At 55.2% G+C, this 18,363-nt stretch carries 12 protein-coding genes; 2 read left to right on the top strand and 10 right to left on the bottom strand.

Annotation, left to right across the window (positions count from 1 at the left end; all coding sequences use genetic code 11):
* Both DFR38_RS21280 and DFR38_RS16455 read left to right on the top strand, forming a co-directional pair.
* On the top strand, positions 1-1,401 hold a 1,401-nt coding region (locus DFR38_RS21280; protein WP_158527749.1), incomplete at its 5' end, for a YDG domain-containing protein.
* A gap of 155 nt (positions 1,402-1,556) precedes the next feature.
* Positions 1,557-3,164, top strand: coding sequence for a ShlB/FhaC/HecB family hemolysin secretion/activation protein (locus DFR38_RS16455; protein WP_059285397.1), 1,608 nt, complete (start codon positions 1,557-1,559; stop codon positions 3,162-3,164).
* A gap of 458 nt (positions 3,165-3,622) precedes the next feature.
* On the opposite strand, the gene DFR38_RS16450 is transcribed toward DFR38_RS16455, so the two are convergent.
* The 10 genes from DFR38_RS16450 to DFR38_RS16400 form a co-directional block, all read right to left on the bottom strand.
* Complete coding sequence (locus tag DFR38_RS16450) at positions 3,623-4,267, bottom strand: hypothetical protein (protein ID WP_059285398.1); 645 nt, start codon at positions 4,265-4,267, stop codon at positions 3,623-3,625.
* Positions 4,260-4,763, bottom strand: a complete 504-nt coding sequence (locus DFR38_RS16445; protein ID WP_146215997.1) for a hypothetical protein — start codon at positions 4,761-4,763, stop codon at positions 4,260-4,262. The genes DFR38_RS16450 and DFR38_RS16445 overlap by 8 nt, the downstream gene beginning before the upstream one ends.
* Before the next feature lie 388 nt (positions 4,764-5,151).
* The gene (locus DFR38_RS16435; protein ID WP_059285401.1) at positions 5,152-7,551 is read right to left on the bottom strand and encodes a DUF262 domain-containing protein; all 2,400 of its coding nucleotides are present in this window, start codon (positions 7,549-7,551) and stop codon (positions 5,152-5,154) included.
* The gene (locus DFR38_RS16430; RefSeq protein ID WP_110313636.1) at positions 7,548-9,365 is read right to left on the bottom strand and encodes a DUF262 domain-containing protein; all 1,818 of its coding nucleotides are present in this window, start codon (positions 9,363-9,365) and stop codon (positions 7,548-7,550) included. The genes DFR38_RS16435 and DFR38_RS16430 overlap by 4 nt, the downstream gene beginning before the upstream one ends.
* A gap of 198 nt (positions 9,366-9,563) precedes the next feature.
* The gene (locus tag DFR38_RS16425; protein WP_059285403.1) at positions 9,564-12,614 is read right to left on the bottom strand and encodes a type I restriction endonuclease subunit R; all 3,051 of its coding nucleotides are present in this window, start codon (positions 12,612-12,614) and stop codon (positions 9,564-9,566) included.
* Complete coding sequence (locus tag DFR38_RS16420) at positions 12,611-13,291, bottom strand: retron system putative HNH endonuclease (protein ID WP_146215996.1); 681 nt, start codon at positions 13,289-13,291, stop codon at positions 12,611-12,613. The genes DFR38_RS16425 and DFR38_RS16420 overlap by 4 nt, the downstream gene beginning before the upstream one ends.
* A 29-nt stretch (positions 13,292-13,320) precedes the next feature.
* Positions 13,321-14,616, bottom strand: coding sequence for an AAA family ATPase (locus DFR38_RS16415; RefSeq protein WP_059285405.1), 1,296 nt, complete (start codon positions 14,614-14,616; stop codon positions 13,321-13,323).
* Positions 14,613-15,896 carry a restriction endonuclease subunit S gene (locus DFR38_RS16410; protein WP_082693347.1) on the bottom strand — a complete coding sequence of 428 codons (1,284 nt, stop codon included), beginning with the start codon at positions 15,894-15,896 and terminating at the stop codon, positions 14,613-14,615. Before DFR38_RS16410 ends, DFR38_RS16415 begins: the two co-directional genes overlap by 4 nt.
* Positions 15,886-16,362, bottom strand: a complete 477-nt coding sequence (locus DFR38_RS16405) for a hypothetical protein (protein ID WP_059285406.1) — start codon at positions 16,360-16,362, stop codon at positions 15,886-15,888. The genes DFR38_RS16410 and DFR38_RS16405 overlap by 11 nt, the downstream gene beginning before the upstream one ends.
* Positions 16,359-18,347 carry a type I restriction-modification system subunit M gene (locus DFR38_RS16400; protein WP_059285407.1) on the bottom strand — a complete coding sequence of 663 codons (1,989 nt, stop codon included), beginning with the start codon at positions 18,345-18,347 and terminating at the stop codon, positions 16,359-16,361. Before DFR38_RS16400 ends, DFR38_RS16405 begins: the two co-directional genes overlap by 4 nt.
* Positions 18,348-18,363 lie beyond the last annotated feature (16 nt).

The following is an 18,363-nucleotide window of genomic DNA, read 5'->3' as shown; positions in this document are numbered from 1 at the left end:
CGCGCCCTGTCGGGCTTCAACAGCCTGACGCTGAGCGACAGCGACTACACCCTGACTGGGGCGACCGGCAGCATGACGGTCAACCCGCTGGCGGTGACGCTGACGGGTAGCCAGACCTATAACGGCACGACTACTGCTCAGGGCAGCAACCTGACGGTCAGCAACCAGATCGTCGGCGACACCGTCACCGTTGGCGGCAGCGCCACCCTGGCCAGCGCCCACGCCGGCAACCGCGCCCTGTCGGGCTTCAACAGCCTGACGCTGAGCGACAGCGACTACACCCTGACTGGGGCGACCGGCAGCATGACGGTCAACCCGTTGGCCGTCACCCTGACCGGTAGCCAGACCTATAACGGCACGACTACTGCTCAGGGCAGCAACCTGACGGTCAGCAACCAGATCGTCGGCGATACCGTCACCGTCGGTGGCAGCGCCACCCTGGCCAGCGCCCACGTTGGCAGCCGCGCCCTGTCAGGCTTCAACAGCCTGACGCTGAGCGACAGCGACTACACCCTGACTGGCGCCAGCGGCAGCATGACGGTCAACCCGCTGGCGGTCACCCTGACCGGTAGCCAGACCTATAACGGCACGACTACCGCCCAGGGCAGCAACCTGACGGTCAGCAACCTAATCGAAGGGGACAGCGTCACCGTTGGTGGCACTGCGGCTATGGCCGGGAAGGTGGTCGGCAACCAGCAGTTGACCGCCCTGGGCGGCTTGAGCCTCAGCAATGCGGACTACACCTTGTCTGGCGGCACCGGGAGCCTCGCCGTGGTGCCAGCAGCGCTGACGATTACGGCGGCGAATCAGACTGTCACGGCCGGTACGCCATATGTGCTGTCGGGTTACACCACTTCCGGGCTGTTCGGGAGCGATACGGTGTCCAGCCTGACCGAAACCTTGCCTGGCGGGGCGACGTCCACCCTGCCGCAGACTCCGGCTGGCAGTTATGTGATTACCGCTTTCAATGCCACCGGCAGCGGCCTGTCTAACTACAACATTGCCTACCAGCCGGGGGTTCTAACCATCAATCCTTTGCCCGCGATCAGCGTGCAACAGCTGCCTGCTAACGGCGAACACAGCAACGCCTCCAGTTTTTCGACCCCGGTGATCGCTTTCAACCAGGGGGCTTCCACTTTCAATCCGCCAGCGCCGTCCGGCACCAGCGGGGGGGCCGAGACCGAGGGGACTGCGACGCACAATGCGCCGGCTGGCAACGGTGGTAATGGTGGCATTGGCAACAGCAAGGGGGAGACGTCCAGCGGTGTGGTCCAGACCGGATCCGGTGGTGGTTCCAGCGGCAATTTGCAGTTGGCTCGGCAGTCTGGGGAGCAGATGACAGGCTCACCCTATCCGGATAATCGCTATGTTGGCGATGCGATTCAATTCATGACTCAATAAGCGGAAAGATAATAACAATGCATACCATCAGGCCATTGGTTTGGGGAAGTGTCTACGTAACCGCGGGGTGCCTGTTGACCATGACAGTGGCTGAGTTCGCAGCCGCGGCACCGATCGAACTTAATCCGGCACCGGTGCCACAGATACAGCGGCAAATGATACTGCCGCCCAATGTGGTGCCGGGAGCAGAGGACGCGACCCCGCTGGGGGCGACATTGACCGGCATCGTGGTGCTGGGCGCCGACGATATGCCGGTGTCCGCAACGGCTGAAGGCATAGACGCCAGCCGCGTGGCACGGCTTGATACGCCGGATGGCAAGGCCGTGCTCAGCCCTTGGCTTGGCCGTCCGCTATCCCGAAAGCTGATTGCCGAAATCGAGGCGTCCATTGCCCGTTATTACCGACAACGCGGTTTTCCGTTTATATCGCTGTCCACACCGCCGCAGAATATCGGCAGCGGCGTCTTGCAAATCCGTGTACTGGAATTCATGGACGGCAAGGTGTCGGTACAAGGCGCCTCCGACGCCAGTACACCACATCTGCGCACCTTGATTCGCCAGCAGCCAGGCGCGCCGATCGATACCTATCAGCTGACGGCAGACCTGGACTGGATCAATCGCTATCCCTTCCACCAGGCCCAGGCCGTGTTCACCCCGGGGGCCAGCTTCGGGCGTTCCGATCTGGATGTGCAGGTTACCGAGAGCAAGCCATGGCGTGCTTTTCTCGGCTATGCCAACTCCGGTACTGAAACCACCGGGATGGATCGCTATTTTGCAGGGGCCATGGTGGGTGGATTGCTGACGGCCGATTCCTTGCTGTCCTATCAATACACCACCTCGCATGACGGAGTGGATCCCAGCGGGCATCTGGGGGGCGAGTATGCCCATCAACGCTACCTCAGCCACGGCCTGCATCTGGATCTGCCATTTGCACCGCGCCAGAGATTGGAAGTGACGTTTAACCATGTCGAAACCAATACCAGTTCCAACCCGTTTCTGGTACGCAATTTGACTGACGAACTATCCGCTGGACATCGCTTCAGCCTGTCCAATTTTTCGCGTCTGCCGGGTGATCTGGCTTATGGCGTGGAAGTCAAACGCGAACGCCAAAAAACTTATTTCGGCAACACCGAGGTACTGGATAGCCAGCTTGAGACCGATCAGATTTATTTCAACTGGAACGCGCTGTGGCAAGGGCCGGATAGCAAGACCGGACTCGATGCGACATTGCATGTCAGCCCGGGTGGCCTGAACAGCAATAACACCGACCAGGCGATGAGCTCTTATACCCGCTCACGGGTGACCCAGTCCGACTACCAGTACCTGAATGTGCGTCTGACTCAGCTAAGCAGGCTGCCCAAGTCGTGGAGCCTGAATAATGAGTTGATCGTACAGTTTTCCAGCAATGCGCTGCCCAACACCGAGCAGGCCGGGATCGGTGGCGAGGGACTGGTACGCGGCTATCTGCTCGATGATGGTGCCTATGACTCGCTGGTTGTGAGCCGCAACGAATTGCATCTGCCGGCCTTCAATGTGCTGGGGGGCAATAGCTGGTTGATGCCGTATCTGTTTGTAGATGGCGGCTATGGCCGCAATCACCACAATGCAGGCTCACAACACGCCTTGTCTGCCGGTATTGGCATGGATTATCAACTGGGGCGGGCACTCAGCGCCTCCGCGTCATATGCTCACGATTTCTGGCAGGCGAGTCAGACACATAGCGGGGACAATGCGCTGGAACTTAGGCTGACGCTGGGTTTTTAGGCCGGCATAGCGGCCGTGATGTTGCGGTAACCCAGTGCCAGGATGGGGCTTGCACAGCTCCATCCGTGCCGCTTTCGATGCATTGCGGTGGCCCTGCGTGCTTAAGCTTGATGCAGCAGTCAGCGAGATATCTGCATTTAGCTGGCGAAATACCAAAAAGCCCCAGCATCTCTGCTGGGGCTTTCGCTTGTTAGCACTTTCTTTTCAGTTTGTGCTCATTTTTTACAAGCACTGCTGAGCAACTGTAGGTTTGCAGAGTTCGTGAAAAACGTGGCCCTTGATTTCAAAGCGTTTTTCCATCGTCGTGCACATGCCGCTGAGGGTGTAAGGTGCAGATTTCGCGAAAAAAACCTACAAAATTTGCGCTGTTTGTGAAAACAAAGTCGCAAGGTTTTGTTAATCAATGAGTTAGAGAAAAGAAGTGCTGGGGCTGGCGAAGCCGATAGGTATGCTCATACTTACTGCAGTACACGATAGTGCCCGGGGTCGTCTTCGACCTCACCATAGTGGACAATACTGTGAACTGCGTGGGAGAAAGCATCCGAGGCACTTTCACCCCGCAGAAGCGCTCTTACTGGGGCCACGATCTTCTGTTGGACATCCCCCATCGTATTAATCTCAGCCAGCCGGAGACTGTAGGTCCACTGACTTGCGCTTACACCGGACGTTGACCATCTAAACAAAAGGTCTTGTTCTAGGGTTAGGTTTGCCAGCGCAGACTCTTCCAGAGGGAACCCCATCCAGTTTTCGTCAAAGTCCACCGGGTCAGACCAAAAACCAACATGCAGCAGTGGCTGCTCGTTGCCTACCGCAGCGATGCCATCACCTACGAAACTGATCTGGAAAAACAGGTGGGCACCGACCGTCCGTTTGGGCTTGATGATGACGGGCAGAGAGTGCGCAATGCCGGTGAAGACCCAGTCATTGCTGTCCGTCTCGGTAGCCTCTATCCAGGAACCCGCTATAACGCACTTGCTGACAGATCCATCACTCAATAGATTGCTTAGCTCCTGCTTCAGCAACCTAGTAAGGAGCTCGCACTCTGCGCCAACTTTGGAAAGGAAGGATACACACTCGGAAATAGATTTGCCGATTTCAGCCACAGTGGCCTCCTGCCGCTGTAAAGAATGCTTGTTGTGAGACGTTCAACGGAGGTATCTCAGGCTTTGCCATATGCGCAAAGCCCTCGAAGCCCCTCCAAAAGACTATGGCCCTCTGAGACGTAACTTCCGGCGCAGAAAGGTGTTTAAAACCACGGAAGGGGCGAATCCCCAGTCTTTCGAGGCAACCTATCACCTCTTCAGACCAGCGCTGTAGGTGGGGAATCTTCGACTCATTGAGGTGATGCAGTGTATTCAGCACATCGAACCAAGAACGCAGCAGCAGCCGTCCATTCCATACATCGTCCCTCATTATTGCTTTGCTGCCTTCGGCGGTGTCAGGGGCGATAAAGAGGTGCAATGCACGCTCCCGTTCGTCGTGCGACAGATAATCCTGCCACTGCTTGTGAAGCTGGTCGTCGCCACTTAGAGGAGCCCGCCATTTGAACTCGATCAGCAGCAACTTGCGTTCATCTTCCCAATAAAGGTCGACCAGCATATCCGGCTCGATATTCCCCTTTCTTGGCCAGAATGTCATTTCTGCGTGAGTAACGGCCCCTCGGGGAATGTGATCTTTGGATTTCCCCACCTCACGAGTGCCATCCAGAACGCACCAATCTCACTGGCCGGAAGAAAGGCCAACGGCCCTATGATCAGGGATGTGATTTCGTCTTCCTCCGGGACCCTCTTTTCATTGTGCTCTCGATGCCCCAGATAGCGCCGATACAGGCGCGACTTGTTGTGTGTGATGGCATGCAGCATACATTCATTGCTCCAATATTCTTTAACTTCAGCCGGACGCTGCTGCCGGGCAGAATTCAGTCCCAGTCCTGAGTGCTCCACGGCTACGGGCGGGTGGTACCTATGGAGCTCCGTTCATGAAATATCTAGGAAAGCAGAAGCGATTCAGTTGTCAGGGGGCTAGCCGAGATGCAGTCATTCAGTTGCGTCAATGCAATTTCGACCTCACCGTAGCCAGTCACTTTCTGAAAGTAGCCATCTTCTTGGCGATAACCGATTTGCCCAAGCATTGAGGCTACTCGCGGGTCAATTTCCTCAATAAGCGATGTAGCACTAAGGCGGTATTGGTTACGATCTGCGATGATGGTGAAATCAGGCCACCCAACGGACTGGGAGCACGTCAGTTTGATGTAAGGCATGAAGGCAGTACCTGTCGCCGTCACGTAGACTATGCGCATATTGCTACGAGCTTGCTGGTTAGCTTTAAGCTTCTGATAAAGGTAGAACGTGAATAGTTCGGCGTGTTCGCCATTAAGCTGGCTACGTTTTAGGATATAAATCCTCTCGCTGGACTCAAAGCGAATGGAACGACCTTCAGAAAACGTCATGATCTCCGGTGTGCTAACGATTAAACTCCGCCAGCCCTCGCCCCCTGAACTACTGACGATGATCTGTTCCAGCTGAGCTAGCAAGTCAACACCAAGTTTCATTCGGTCCCATAGTTCTTTCAGCAGGCCACGCTTCTCAGGTGTACGAAGAAATCGCTTCCAGCTGACTTCATCGTCTGCACGGTCCACCAAGAAGGATTGATTTCTTCCCTTAGGCAACAAGTAGTCGCCCAAGCTCAACAGAGCCCGTTGCCAGCAGAACTGCCCCAAATTTTTTAAGCCCGTTGAAGAGAAGGTGGTGCAGGCCCAGTCCCAATAGCAAGCAAAGTCATTCAGAAAATCTCGATGCTTATCAGCAACCCAGTTGCGGGGGGCTTCCGCTTTAAAGGCTTCAGTAACTCCAGTGAACTCGAGAAGGAAATCAATTTGCCCATCGAAGTACCCATGAGTCTCTGCAGCTGTGATCAGAGGCCCCCAACCATCATGGGCCAACAACAGCGCGCACTTGATACGCTCCTCGTTGATTTGGACCCTGTTGAAACCCTCCACAGGGTTATCCGGATTAGCTAGGTACTCCAGAATTCCGTCCGCATGCACCAACAGTACATTTACACTTTCAATGCTGCGCCGGAAATCAGCTACACGGTTGTAGGTGGTGTTCACCGACAGGTTTTTGATGACCCTCATCCAGTGATCGAAGGCTTCCTGCTCGGGCTTGCCCTCATGTTTGTGAAGGAAGCCCACATAGGCCGCGAACTGCACCGCCTCGCTGTAGCTGAGAGAGGTATAGGAGTTGCTCGGGTGGATGATTTGTCCCAGTACAGACGACTCGTCAAAGAACAGACCGCTGAGCAAGCCAGTGGACAGCCTGTTGTCTTCGACTTTCAACGCATTTAGCAAATGAATTAGCGACAGTGAGAAGCGCTCATCCAGCCAATGCCCGAGATGGTAGTCATGAAAGGACAGCTTCTTATATGCATTGCGCAGCAGCTCAGTATCGTTGTTGAACGCTTCGCCTCCCGGGTCTCGCGTCACCAAAGCCACGGCCCGAAACAAGCGCAGGAAAGCCTGATCAAATAGATTGTTGACTTTATCGCGGAATTGCCAGAACAAGTCCCCCCATTGTGTGTCCAGTTGGATGGCCACGTACTCATGCCCAGGAAAGGATTGATCCCTGATGCTAAAGCTTCGGTCGGTGAACTGGGTTTTCAGCAATTCCTCATAACGAGCCTTAAAGTTTTCAAAGGCCGTCAGAGGCTTGCCCCGTGCGTTCATCTTGATGTAGAGGTCGTCCGAGAGGCCAAAGTCATGCAGATCCAGAAGTTGGAAGGTGATGGCCGGGCGTGATTCATCCATCAGTCGGGCAAATAGGTCCGAGTGCTTAGCAAAGCGCTTATGGATAGCGTCTATCATGCCCAGAGCTGATTGGATGGTTGGGTCGCGCAGCCAGCTTCGAAATAACCAGGGTTGGTCACACACCAAGGCAGTAAGGGAAGCCTCCTCGTCCACTGCTTCGGTTGGGCGATATGCTACCAACTGGTCGAAAAAGTCATTGCTACTGGGGCGCACTCCATAGCAGAAACGGGATTTGCCTTCTGACACGAACAAGGCCGTGAACACATCCCAGGCGCCGTCGCGCCAGGCGAGATACCAGTGCAGCAGAAACAGGGTGGTCAAACGCTGCTGACCGTCCAAGGGGAGGAAGTGTGTCTTTCCCTGGCGTGCTTCAACACTGCCATAGATGAAGTCTAGATTTAGCGGCAGGCTGGCGTCATGGGTGGGCTTGAGTAAGGCTTCTTCTAGTGCGGCAAGGAAAGTGTCGCGCACCTCCTGCTCGTCAGGTCGGCCTTGGGCGTAGTCACGCTGGATGATGGGAACCTGGATCTGCGTGTGCCGTTGCAACAGCTGGGTGTAGGTGATTTGCTGGTCTAGGCTCATTGCATGCCCCTCGTGTGACCGCAGAAAAAGCGGGTGAGTGTATCCAGCATGGTTGTTTCGTATGCTTCTCGGTCTTGTTCGGTCCAGAACAGGGAGTTTCCCGCCTGTGGGCTATAGCATTTCAGGAAGACGTTGCGGGTGCATAGCGGCACGAAAATGCCTGCCTGATCCAGCGACAGAAGTCGCTGGCGTTTCACCGCAAACACTGCATTGCCATAGCTGCGATTAGTATGCTCGTCCAGCAGGGTCAGGTTGCCCAAGCCGTGCTCTGCATCCCACTCTCCGGCTTCACCAAAGTGCACAAGTATTTTGTCATATAGATTATCAAAAACTTCTGGCAGCTTAGATACAGCTTGGTCTGCTAAGTAGGTATCAATCTCCTCGCACAAGGCATTGGCCGGTTCTTGTGTATCCAGGAAACTACGGCAGTGTTCCAGCCAAGTCTTTTGCGCATCTGTGCGGCCGGGCCTGTCATCACTAACGGAGCGGATGTGCTCAATATCCCAGTTTTGGGTTTTGAAGCTGTCGAATTGGAAACGCAAATTGGAGCGCACGTCTTGCAGCAAGGTTGCAAGGTTGAATAGCAGCAGCCAGTCACGGATGCGGTGATGACTTGACTTGCGGTCGTAACTTAGCGCATCCATGTGGGAAAGCAGCTGCTCACGTATGGCAGCCTCACTAACCGGAGTGGGTAGCTCATCACCTGTTGCGCACTTGAAAATTTCACGACGCAAGATCCGCTCGAAGCCACTCTTGGTGCTGCCTTGCGCTAGTGCGCGGATGCTATCAATGCCCATTCCTTGGTGTACCAGGTATCCCACCATGTGGAAGAGTACCCGGTCCTCGTACCACTCTTCTAATTGAAGAAAGTTGGACTTGATGCGTGCCCACTCGTCCGCAACGCTGGAGCCAGACGCCTTGAGCCGCCCATTCATGTGATGGAAGGCGGCATATGTATCGTGCCCCCATGTTCGCGGCATGCCATCTTCTTGTGCAACTAGCTCGAACAGCAGCCCGATGCGGTTCTGTGTGGGAGCCGACTTGTTACTAATGAAGTACCAGAAGGCATCATTTTGGAGGGACTTTTCTAGTTGATCCCACTCGTAGGCGATGCGCAGCTGACCACTTGTAGGATCAACTCCGGCTCTTGTGTTACGACGTAAAAATAGCGCGCGGATGAGTTCATCTGACGTCAGAGGTATCTTGCCCACATTCAACCGGGTAAAGGCCTCTACTGGGTGGTCCCCCTCGGCCAGTTCGAACCAGATGAGCTTAACCTGGTTGAGCAGTGCAGCCTTGATCATTTCCACCTCGCTATCGTGCTGTGCAAACCAGCCCTCGATGATCTGCATAGCCTGATAGAGGTGAAAGTAGTCGGCATTGGCCTCCGCCTCCACTGGAGAAGGATTGGCCAGAAAGTCCGCCAGCTTAGGGCGAGTTTCATAGACTAGCCGGTAGAGAGGCTGACGGAAGCGTTCGGCCAAGCGCTCGTTGAAGTGGCGCATGATCAATAAAAGACTGGTCAGACGCTGTTGGCCATCCACTACCTCCCAGTCCCCCTGTGGCCGTGCCTTGATCACCAGCGGCTGTAGGCAGTAAAACTCCTGGGGCTGAGGATTGGGACGCTGAGTGAACTCACGGATATCGTCTAGCAGCTGGGTCACCTGGAGCGGGGACCAGCGGTACCCCCGCTGGTAGGCCGGTATGAAGAAGCGCTGGGGATGCCCATCCGAATGGAGGGTGCGTAGCTCATGGACAGTTTTGAGTTGGATCTGTGGTGTTGTCATAACAGGCAGGCCATCCGGGTCAGTCATTCATGCCTTGCTTTATTAGCAAGGCGAGCGTGGTTAATTTTTGTCATGTAGGAGCGCTCGGTACTGATAATGAATTGCTCCAGTCAGGGACTAGGACAGGACTGGCTTAAGCTGTTCCGGTCGGCTAGCCGGAGCCGACTGGCCTCCCTAGCTTATGAGCACTGGTGCGGGTTGCTGCGGGCGAGTGTCGCCAGACTCTTACTCGCCTTTTCCCTTCGGATGTGGACTACGAAAACGAGAATAAACCTTGCGTGAAATCCACTCCGACACTAGGGATTGAAAGTCCTTCTCGTTCATAAAACGCGCAAAGATGTCCTCGTTCTGCTCCATGCGCTCGATAAACAGTGTTTCCAGCAGGCCTGAGAACAGAAGAGCAAATTTCTCCTCTGGGTTGACGGCAGCAGCTTCGCGCAGCGAGCCATCCTCGATTGCCGCCTCTATGATCTGGTCAAAGAACAGTTGGTCGGCATCGGTGAAGTCTGTACCAAACCTTTCGTTGATGACTTCGATCAGGCTCGAAAGAGGGACGTCATCGTCGTGACGTACACCTGAACCAACTTCGCGAGGACCGTCCAGCGGCTCTGCTTTTCCGTCCCGCAGACTGATCGATCCCTCACTGATTTTTTGCAAGCGGTAATACTCCAGCCGCACTTCGTCATCAAAGCTATAGCGTTGGCCGGTTGTGCGCTTGGGTAACTTGGGTGAAAGGAATCGGAAGAAGGTATACAGACGCTCCAAATCTGAATCCTGGTATGGAACGACTTGCGACAGGAACGCGTACAGATTGCGGAAGGCATTGAGCTTCCCACGCCATAACTCGGCCTGCTCCTCGTCTTCCTCCTGCAGCGCCATGAAGCGATCCACGGCCGGATCGAGCGCGGCATTCATGGCCTGGTGATCCGCCTGGCTCTGGCGTTGTTTGGGCTTGAAATAGACGCCGATGAAGCGCTGCACCTCCTCACCCAGATAGATACCCGAGGCATCGAGCTCTGCCTTGATGGCGTACATCCTGTTCGGGTCAGCTTCATCACCCATTTCGCTGCCCTCGTAGTATTCCTTGAAGGCTGCCTTGATCTCCTCACGGTCGTTCACAAAATCCAAAACGAAAGTGTCCTCCTTGAGGGGGTGCATGCGATTTAGGCGCGAAAGTGTCTGCACCGCCTGAATGCCCGCCAGGCGCTTGTCGACATACATCGTGTGCAGCAGAGGCTGGTCAAAGCCCGTTTGGTATTTCTCCGCAACCAGCAAGACCTGGTATTCCGGCGAGTCGAATTTTTCGGGAAGCTCGCCTTCCTTGATCCCTCCGTTCATCCCAACCTCGGTCCAGGTCTTGCCCGGTACTTCGTCATCCGCCACCTCGCCGGAAAACGCCACCAACGTCTTGATCCAACTGTAACCTTTCTCGCGGATATAGGAATCGAAGGCCAACTTGTAGCGTACGGCCTCCAGTCGGGAACCGGTTACGACCATTGCCTTGGCTTTACCGCCAACCTTGTGGCGGGTGACAGCATTGAAATGCTCGATCATCACCTCGGTTTTCTGAGCGATGTTGTAAGGGTGCAGGCGCATGAAACGGGCCAGCGCCTTGGCCGCCTGTTTGCGCTCGACGTTGGGGTCATCCTCACTCGCCTTGATAAGCTTGTAGTACGTGGCGTAGGACGTGTAGTTCTTCAGCACATCCATGATGAAGCCCTCTTCGATGGCTTGCCTCATGGTGTATCGGTGGAAAGGTTGACCTGCTTTGCCTGCCTCAGCCCGCCCGAATACGGCCAAAGTCTTGTGCTTCGGTGTAGCCGTAAAGGCAAAGAAGCTGAGGTTGGCCTGGCGCCCGCGCTTGGCCATGCTGCGGTAAAGCTCATCCAGATTGTCGACGCCTTCTTCGATTGCGTAGCGTGCCGCTTCTTCCCGCAAGACGTGGCCGCCCAACACTTCCTTGAGGTCCGTTGCCGTTTCACCGGATTGGGAGCTGTGGGCCTCGTCGATAATCACGGCGCAACGTCGGGTAGGGAGTACGCCATCGGCGTTCTCGCCGCGCTCCTCGGCCATCTTGGCCAACTGCCTGGCGACAAAGGGAAATTTCTGCAGGGTCGAGATGATGATCGGTACGCTGTTGGTCAGCGCCTCGGCGAGTTGCCGTGAATCCTCGTCGATCTTCTGCACCACGCCTTGCCGGTGCTCAAATTGGTAGATCGTGTCCTGCAACTGGCGGTCCAACACACGGCGGTCGGTAATCACGATCACCGAGTCAAACACCTTCCTGTCATCCTCGTTATGCAATGAGGCCAGTCGATGCGCTAGCCAACCAATGGTGTTGCTTTTGCCGCTGCCCGCCGAATGCTCCACCAGGTAATTGTGGCCGGGGCCTTCCAACCTTGCTGCATCTTCCAATTCGCGTACCGCCCGCAACTGGTGGTAACGCGGAAAGACCATGGTTTCCTTCTTGATCTTTCGCCCATCGTCGGTGCGCTTTTCATCCACTTGCAAGTGCATAAAGCGGGCAAAGATATCCAGCAGACTGTCGCGCTGCCACACTTCTTCCCAGAGATAAGCCGTGCGATAGGCACGGCCCGCCGGATCGGGCGGATTGCCCGCGCCGCCATTCCGCCCCTTGTTGAAGGGCAGGAAATGCGTGGTGCTACCGGCTAGCCTGGTTGTCATGAAAACCTGCTCGGTATCCACAGCAAAGTGCACCAGCGCTCGGCGTTTGAATTCAAACAGCGGCTCACGGTGATCACGATCCTGCTGGTACTGGGCAATTGCGTTCGTCACGGTCTGCCCCGTCATCGGGTTTTTCAGCTCGGCAGTGGCCACCGGAATGCCATTGATGGACAGCACCAAGTCCAACTCATTGGTATTGCGCTGGCTGTAGCGCAACTGTCGGGTAACGCCGAGGCGGTTGGCTGCGTACTGAGTAGCCAACTCGGGGTTCATGCCATGGGCTGGCTTGAAGTAAGCCACCCGTAGTGTGCGTCCATAACACTTGAAGCCATTTCGCAGCACTGCCAACGCCCCGTGAGTGTCTAGCCAGTGGGTCAGGTCTTTCAGGACGGTGGCTTCGGTGTTGGTGCTGAGTAGGGCTTCGAGCTTAGCCCATTCTTTGGGTTGTGCTGTGCGAATAAATGTCAGTAGCACCTCAGAGAACAGCGCGCGATCACCATCGTATTTGTCCGGTCCGATTAATTCGTAGCCAGCGCCCAGCAAGTAGGTTTCGATGGTTGACTCGAACGCTTCCTCTGAATGAATCTTCATATTCTTCCTGCCTGACGCGGATTGAGTTGATTTCCCATATTGTCGAAACAAGCGGGAGCAGCCTTGAAGATTGCGATGAGCTCACACTTCACGTCGGCGTGAGCAGCAAAGACACTCATCCAGATACTGAAGAATCCCGTTTCTTCGGCTTGCCCCAGTATCGACTGACGCTGAATATCTGTTGGATTCTGCTGGTAAGCAGCCAGTGCAATCTGCGCTTTGTCCCAGGCGTTTTTGCGTCGGCTTGTGATGTCGTAGGCGAGCCCCAGTGACTGATAGCTGGCAGCCACAGCGGGTGTCTGATCCAGACCTGCCATCTCAAGGGTGCGCTGGGCCATTTGCTGATGCACAATAGAACCGAGTCCTGCTGACACGGAAATCCGTCCATGTTGATCGTAGGAGTAGGCGGAGAAGGTATTGTCCAAATGCGGCCAAGCCTGATTCCGCAATATTCCAGTTTGCCGATTTGCGTCCTGATAGTGTCTCTTGTATGTATTGCAGGACTTACAGGCGAGCAAGAAATTGCCCCAAGTAAGTGCGAGTCTGCCGTGCGCCTTTTGTGGCTTGACGTGTTCCACATCGAGGTGCATTGCCTCAATTGAGCGCTCACAATATGCGCAGAACTCGCCCATCGCTGCGATCAAATTTGGCTTCGCCTTCTTGTGGTCGGTCAGCACAGCTCCAGTCTTGATGTGGTTTACGGGCCTCACGGCGTTCCTTCTCCGTTTCGATTGCCTTCCCGGAATGCGGCGACACGTTGGACCTCTAGAAACGCCCGGTATGCAGGTTCATCTGGAAAGGGGGCCACCAGTTCTTCAAGGCGTGCCTTGAGCTCGCCCAATTGCTGCTCATCACCAGGTTGAGCAGTTTCCAATAATTGGTAATACTCGCGGGCGGCGTCGAGCATCTGGGTGTAGCGGGGGACAATATTCGGATCTTCGATCCCCATAACCTTGGTCGCCACTTCTTCAAGTCCCCTATTGGCATACTCGCCAGGATCTTGAAGTGCTTCATCGTCGAGATTTTCGCCAAGCAGGCGCAACTCGCCAGGGCGCAAGGTCTGGACAACAAATGGCGAATGCGTCGTCAGAATGAACTGCATACGAGGGAACGTTCGCCGTAATTTTTCCACGATTTCGCGTTGCCACTGCGGATGCAGGTGCAACTCAACTTCATCGACCAGCACTACGCCCGTGCCCTGCAATGGATCGTCAAGCTCGGGGTTTGCCAGCACGAGACGCCTGCAGAGATCGATCATCATCGCCAGCAGCGACCTTTCACCATCAGACATTTGGGTCAGATCGAGAGTTTGACCTTGCTTGGAAACGAGTAAGCGCAGCGGCTCCTGCTCGACGCGAATATCGCTGAAGCCAGGCAAGAATTCCCTTACAGCCCGGTCTATCGTTTCCAGCGTTCGCTGATTTTTTTGATCGCAATCTTCACCTCGGACAATGCTGTCAGCCCATCCACGATAGCGGCTCATGAAATCGCGGAAGTCGATCTGGCGGTTAAACAGCGCGCCGTGGTAAGCGGCCGATTGGCTTTGAGGCAAGCCGGTGAGCAAGCGCTTCGGCAAACGATAGGCAGCGCGATCAGTGGTGTAGTAGACGGCAATCGGGGCTGCGTCACCGGCCCGTTGTGGGTCGCCATAAATTCGATGAATCTCACGCTTGATTTGCGGCAACAACTTGCCCGGCCGCTGACCCTCTGCCGGGTCGTAATCAATCGCAAATTCGACGGGAATGTCTTCGAACGATGCAGAAAGCGAGATCTTCAGTGCGTGCTCGCCTTGATGAACATCCTGCGGCTTGAGATATTTGTAGCCGCCCCTTGCGGGGGTGACCTGCGGCAGCAATCGAGAGAGCAGCAGAGAAAGGGCATCGAGAATTGCGCTTTTACCGCGTCCATTGACACCGGCAATGACAGTTACACGCTCCGAGAATGCAAAGCGTTCGCTGCGGAACGGCCTGTAGTTCGATACTTCCAGTTCGCGCAGTATCATGCAGCCATCTCCCCAGCATCCAGTTGCCCGGTTACTGCCGCTGAAATCAGCGCCGAGCGGCGTTCTTGCAGCAAGGTAATTGTGCGCTCGGTAGCGCTTGCAAGGGCATCAAGCTTTTGTGTTTCGATCTGAACGTGTTTAACAATCGCCCGCTGTTCATCCAAGGGAGGGACTGGCAACCACGCCTCATAGAGTCCCTCCGGATACAGTCGCAGGCGTGATGACCACACGCCTTTGGAATAGCGCGTGATCTCTTCGACAAAGCGCGGCGTGCGCACCAATAGATCCACGTATTCTGGATCGAGTTCAGCCACAGGCTGATAGACGTTGTAGGCCGGGCTGACAATGCCGGGCTGGCGGGCCACGCCCATTGCGCCCATCCAAGCCCACAGGGTATTGATGACCAGATCGCCTGCCTGGCAGCGCTTATAGCCCTCTAGGCTCTCGGCCATAAACATGTTCACGTCCTTCTCGGCGCGACTGGTGACGCCGGTCAGGTGCGAAACCGTCAGTAACTCCTCGTCACCGGAATCGGAACGATCATCGCGCTCGGTGAATAGCCACTTGGCACGTTCAACCTGCCAATGGGCTGGAATCTCGCCGAGCCAGGGAATGTCGGAGTCGCGGCGTGGTGCATCTTTGTTGAGGCCCTTAGTCAGAAAGTCGGCGATGATGGCACGGCGTTTATCGGCGAGAAGATTGAGTAGCCGTTGCTTTTCAGAAATCAGTGTGTCGAGCCGAGTGGTTTCTGAATCCAAGAAGTCAGCGATTAATTCTTGCACTTGCGGTTCTGGATACGCAATTTGCAGCTCACCGAATTTGTCGACTGTGAAATGAGCAATAGTCGCCTTATTGCACAGCACGTCGAACCAGCCACTCCAAGCAATATGCCGAAGCACATAGCAGAGATATCGAGTGCTGTTTCCGTTCTTGCTACGCACACGATGTAGGGCGTTTTGGATGATTGCCTCATCCGGAAGACCGCCAGAGTAAATGGCTGCTCTCCCAACTTCCCCACCCTCGCATACGAGGAGATCACCTTGAACGATAGAGCAGGACTGCATTTCGCCTTCGCTTGCGTACATGGTCGCAACATCGCTCAAACTAATTCCAGACCACTGTACATTGGCAGCGCGCAGATACGGCACGAGCTGATCCGCTGGATTTCTGGGCTCGGGTTGAAGCATCTTCCCTAGCACGATGTCAAAGAGAAATTTGGCTTCAGCGACTTTCCAACTCGATGCCTGAATTGGCTGATATGGAGGGTACTCAGTTGCCATTGCCACCCTCCTCCGTCCGATACGCCTGCTGCGGATCGTTAGGCTCATCCGGATTGATTATCACCAATCGCCCACCCCACATCAGGGGGCGCGGGTAGGAATTGCGCACATGGTGGGAATTGCTGTGCAGTAGCAAGGCTAGGTCGCCCGGCAACTTGGCCAACAAAGCCCGGCGCGCGATTTCTTCATTCGGGGAGGGGTTAGTTGGCAAGACCTCGAAGTTGTAAGATAGGGCTTCGAGGTTGGCAGATAAGACTGAGGACTTGGTCGGTAAGCCCGCTTCGTCGCCCCCCTGCTGGGCATCGCGCAGTCGGCACAAGGCTCCGCTGGCGGCCAAGGCATCGACCTTGTTCAGTTCCCGGTAAGTGTCGTTATCGATGCCCACCCCCTTTGTGTCGCGTTTGACCTCGATGTGTTCGTTCTCATCAAGGAGGTTCAAGCTTTCTAGCAGTTCAACAGCAATCACACGCTTTTCTCCTGGGTCACCTCGCGTAAAAGCCGGACGATTTCCTCTTCGGCACGTTTCAAGTCGGAATCAATCTCACTCAGTACACGAGGGGTGGTGAAGCGATAGAAGTGCCGGTTGAAATTGATCTCGTAGCCCACTTTGGTTTTTTCGTGGTCGATCCAGGCATCCGGCACGTGGGGGAGTACCTCACGTTCGAAATAGACCTGCACGTCTTCCTTGAGCGGCACGTTCTCGAAATCACGCAGCTTAGGGTTGGCATCATATTCAATCTTGCTGCCGGATTTTTTGGCAATTACGGCTTCGGCCTTGGGGTCGATTTCCGTGAAGGACTCGCGGAAGGCTTTGACCTGCGGCGCGCGCCATTTGCTGTCTCGATTTTTCAAGATGGCTTGAACCTGCTTCCAGGTAGTGTTCCAGTCCTGGCTGGATTCACGGCCAATGCTTGCATCAATCGCCTGAAGGTCGTCCAGCAGATCCGGGCAAGCATCAAGGAAGCGCTCTTTGCGTTCGAGCGTAATCTGGAATGTCAAACGCAGGGGGCGCTCGATGGTCAGGCGGTTATAGCCGAAGTCGGCATTGTCGAAAACCTTGCTGGTGGCGCTATCGTGCATGCCGCCATACTCACGGACGATCTCCGAGATATGGGCATCGGAAAACTCCCGACGCTTGTCACCCAAGCTACGACGCAGCGATTGCCAGCGGTCACGCCCATCGATCAACTGGATCTTGCCCCGGCGGCGCGGCTCCTTACGGTTGGTGACGACCCAGATGTAGGTGCCAATGCCGGTGTTGTAGAACATCTGCTCGGGCATCGCGACGATGGCTTCGAGCCAGTCGTTTTCGATGATCCACTTACGGATTTCGCTTTCACCGGAGCCCGCGCCACCAGTGAACAGAGGCGACCCATTAAAGACAATGGCCAAACGTGAACCGTCAAGATTTTTGGCAGGGTCGACCGGCTCGAACTTGCTGACCATATGTTGCAAAAACAGAAGTGCGCCATCATTCACGCGTGGTGTTCCTGCACCAAAACGGCCAGCGAAACCATGTTTTTCGTGCTCGCGTACCACCTCTTTCTGTTGCCGCTTCCAATCCACCCCAAAGGGAGGGTTGGCAAGGAAATAGTCGAATCGCTCGTCCGGAAACTGGTCGTCGATCAGGGTGTCGCCGAACTTGATTGTCGAGGTTTCCTTTTCTTCTGGGCCTGTGCGTAGCAGCAAGTCGGATGCGGCGACCGCGTAAGAACGCGGATTGAAGTCCTGCCCATAGACGTACAACTTGGCACCCAAGTTGTGTTGCCGAAGATACTTACGTGCCTCGGACAGCATCCCGCCCGTGCCGCAGGTCGGGTCCAACATCTTGCGCACAGTGCCAGGCTTGGTAAGCAAGTCGTCGTCGTGCATGAACAGCAGGTTCACCATGAGCCGAATCACCTCACGAGGCGTAAAATGATCACCGGCCGTCTCGTTTGCCTGTTCGTTAAAGCGCCGGATCAGGTCTTCGAAGAGCAATCCCATTTCGATGTTATCGACAACACTGGGGTGAAGATCGACCTCACAAAACTTCTTGATGACGAGAAACAGGATGTTGTGCTCACGCATGCGTTCAATTTCATTTCCGAAATCGAAGCGCTCAAAAATATTGCGGACGTTTTCTGAAAAGCCATTGATGTACGAAACCAGATGCAGATGGACGTTATCTGGATCGCCTTTCAATTTTTCGAAACTGAGCGGCGAGTGGTTGTGAAAGCGTTGCCCAGAAATTTTGTTGAGCACACTGTCTAATGCTTCACCGTCCAGCTTGCCTTGATACTGGGTGTACTTAGCCAGTACAGCATCCTTGGTACTTTCGAGTACGCAGTCAAAGCGCCGCAGCACGACCAAGGGCAGCATGACACGCTCGTATTGGGGAGGACGATAGGGCCCCCGGAGCAAGTCGGCGATACTCCAGATGAAGTTGGACAGTTCGTGGCTCTTGCTCATTTGCTTTCACTCAACA

It is taken from the genome of Aquitalea magnusonii (assembly GCF_003202035.1).
In the GTDB taxonomy this organism is placed as follows: Bacteria; Pseudomonadota; Gammaproteobacteria; order Burkholderiales; family Chromobacteriaceae; genus Aquitalea; species Aquitalea magnusonii.
Note: the sequence above shows the minus strand (reverse complement) of the source record. Positions and strands in the feature narration are given on the sequence as shown.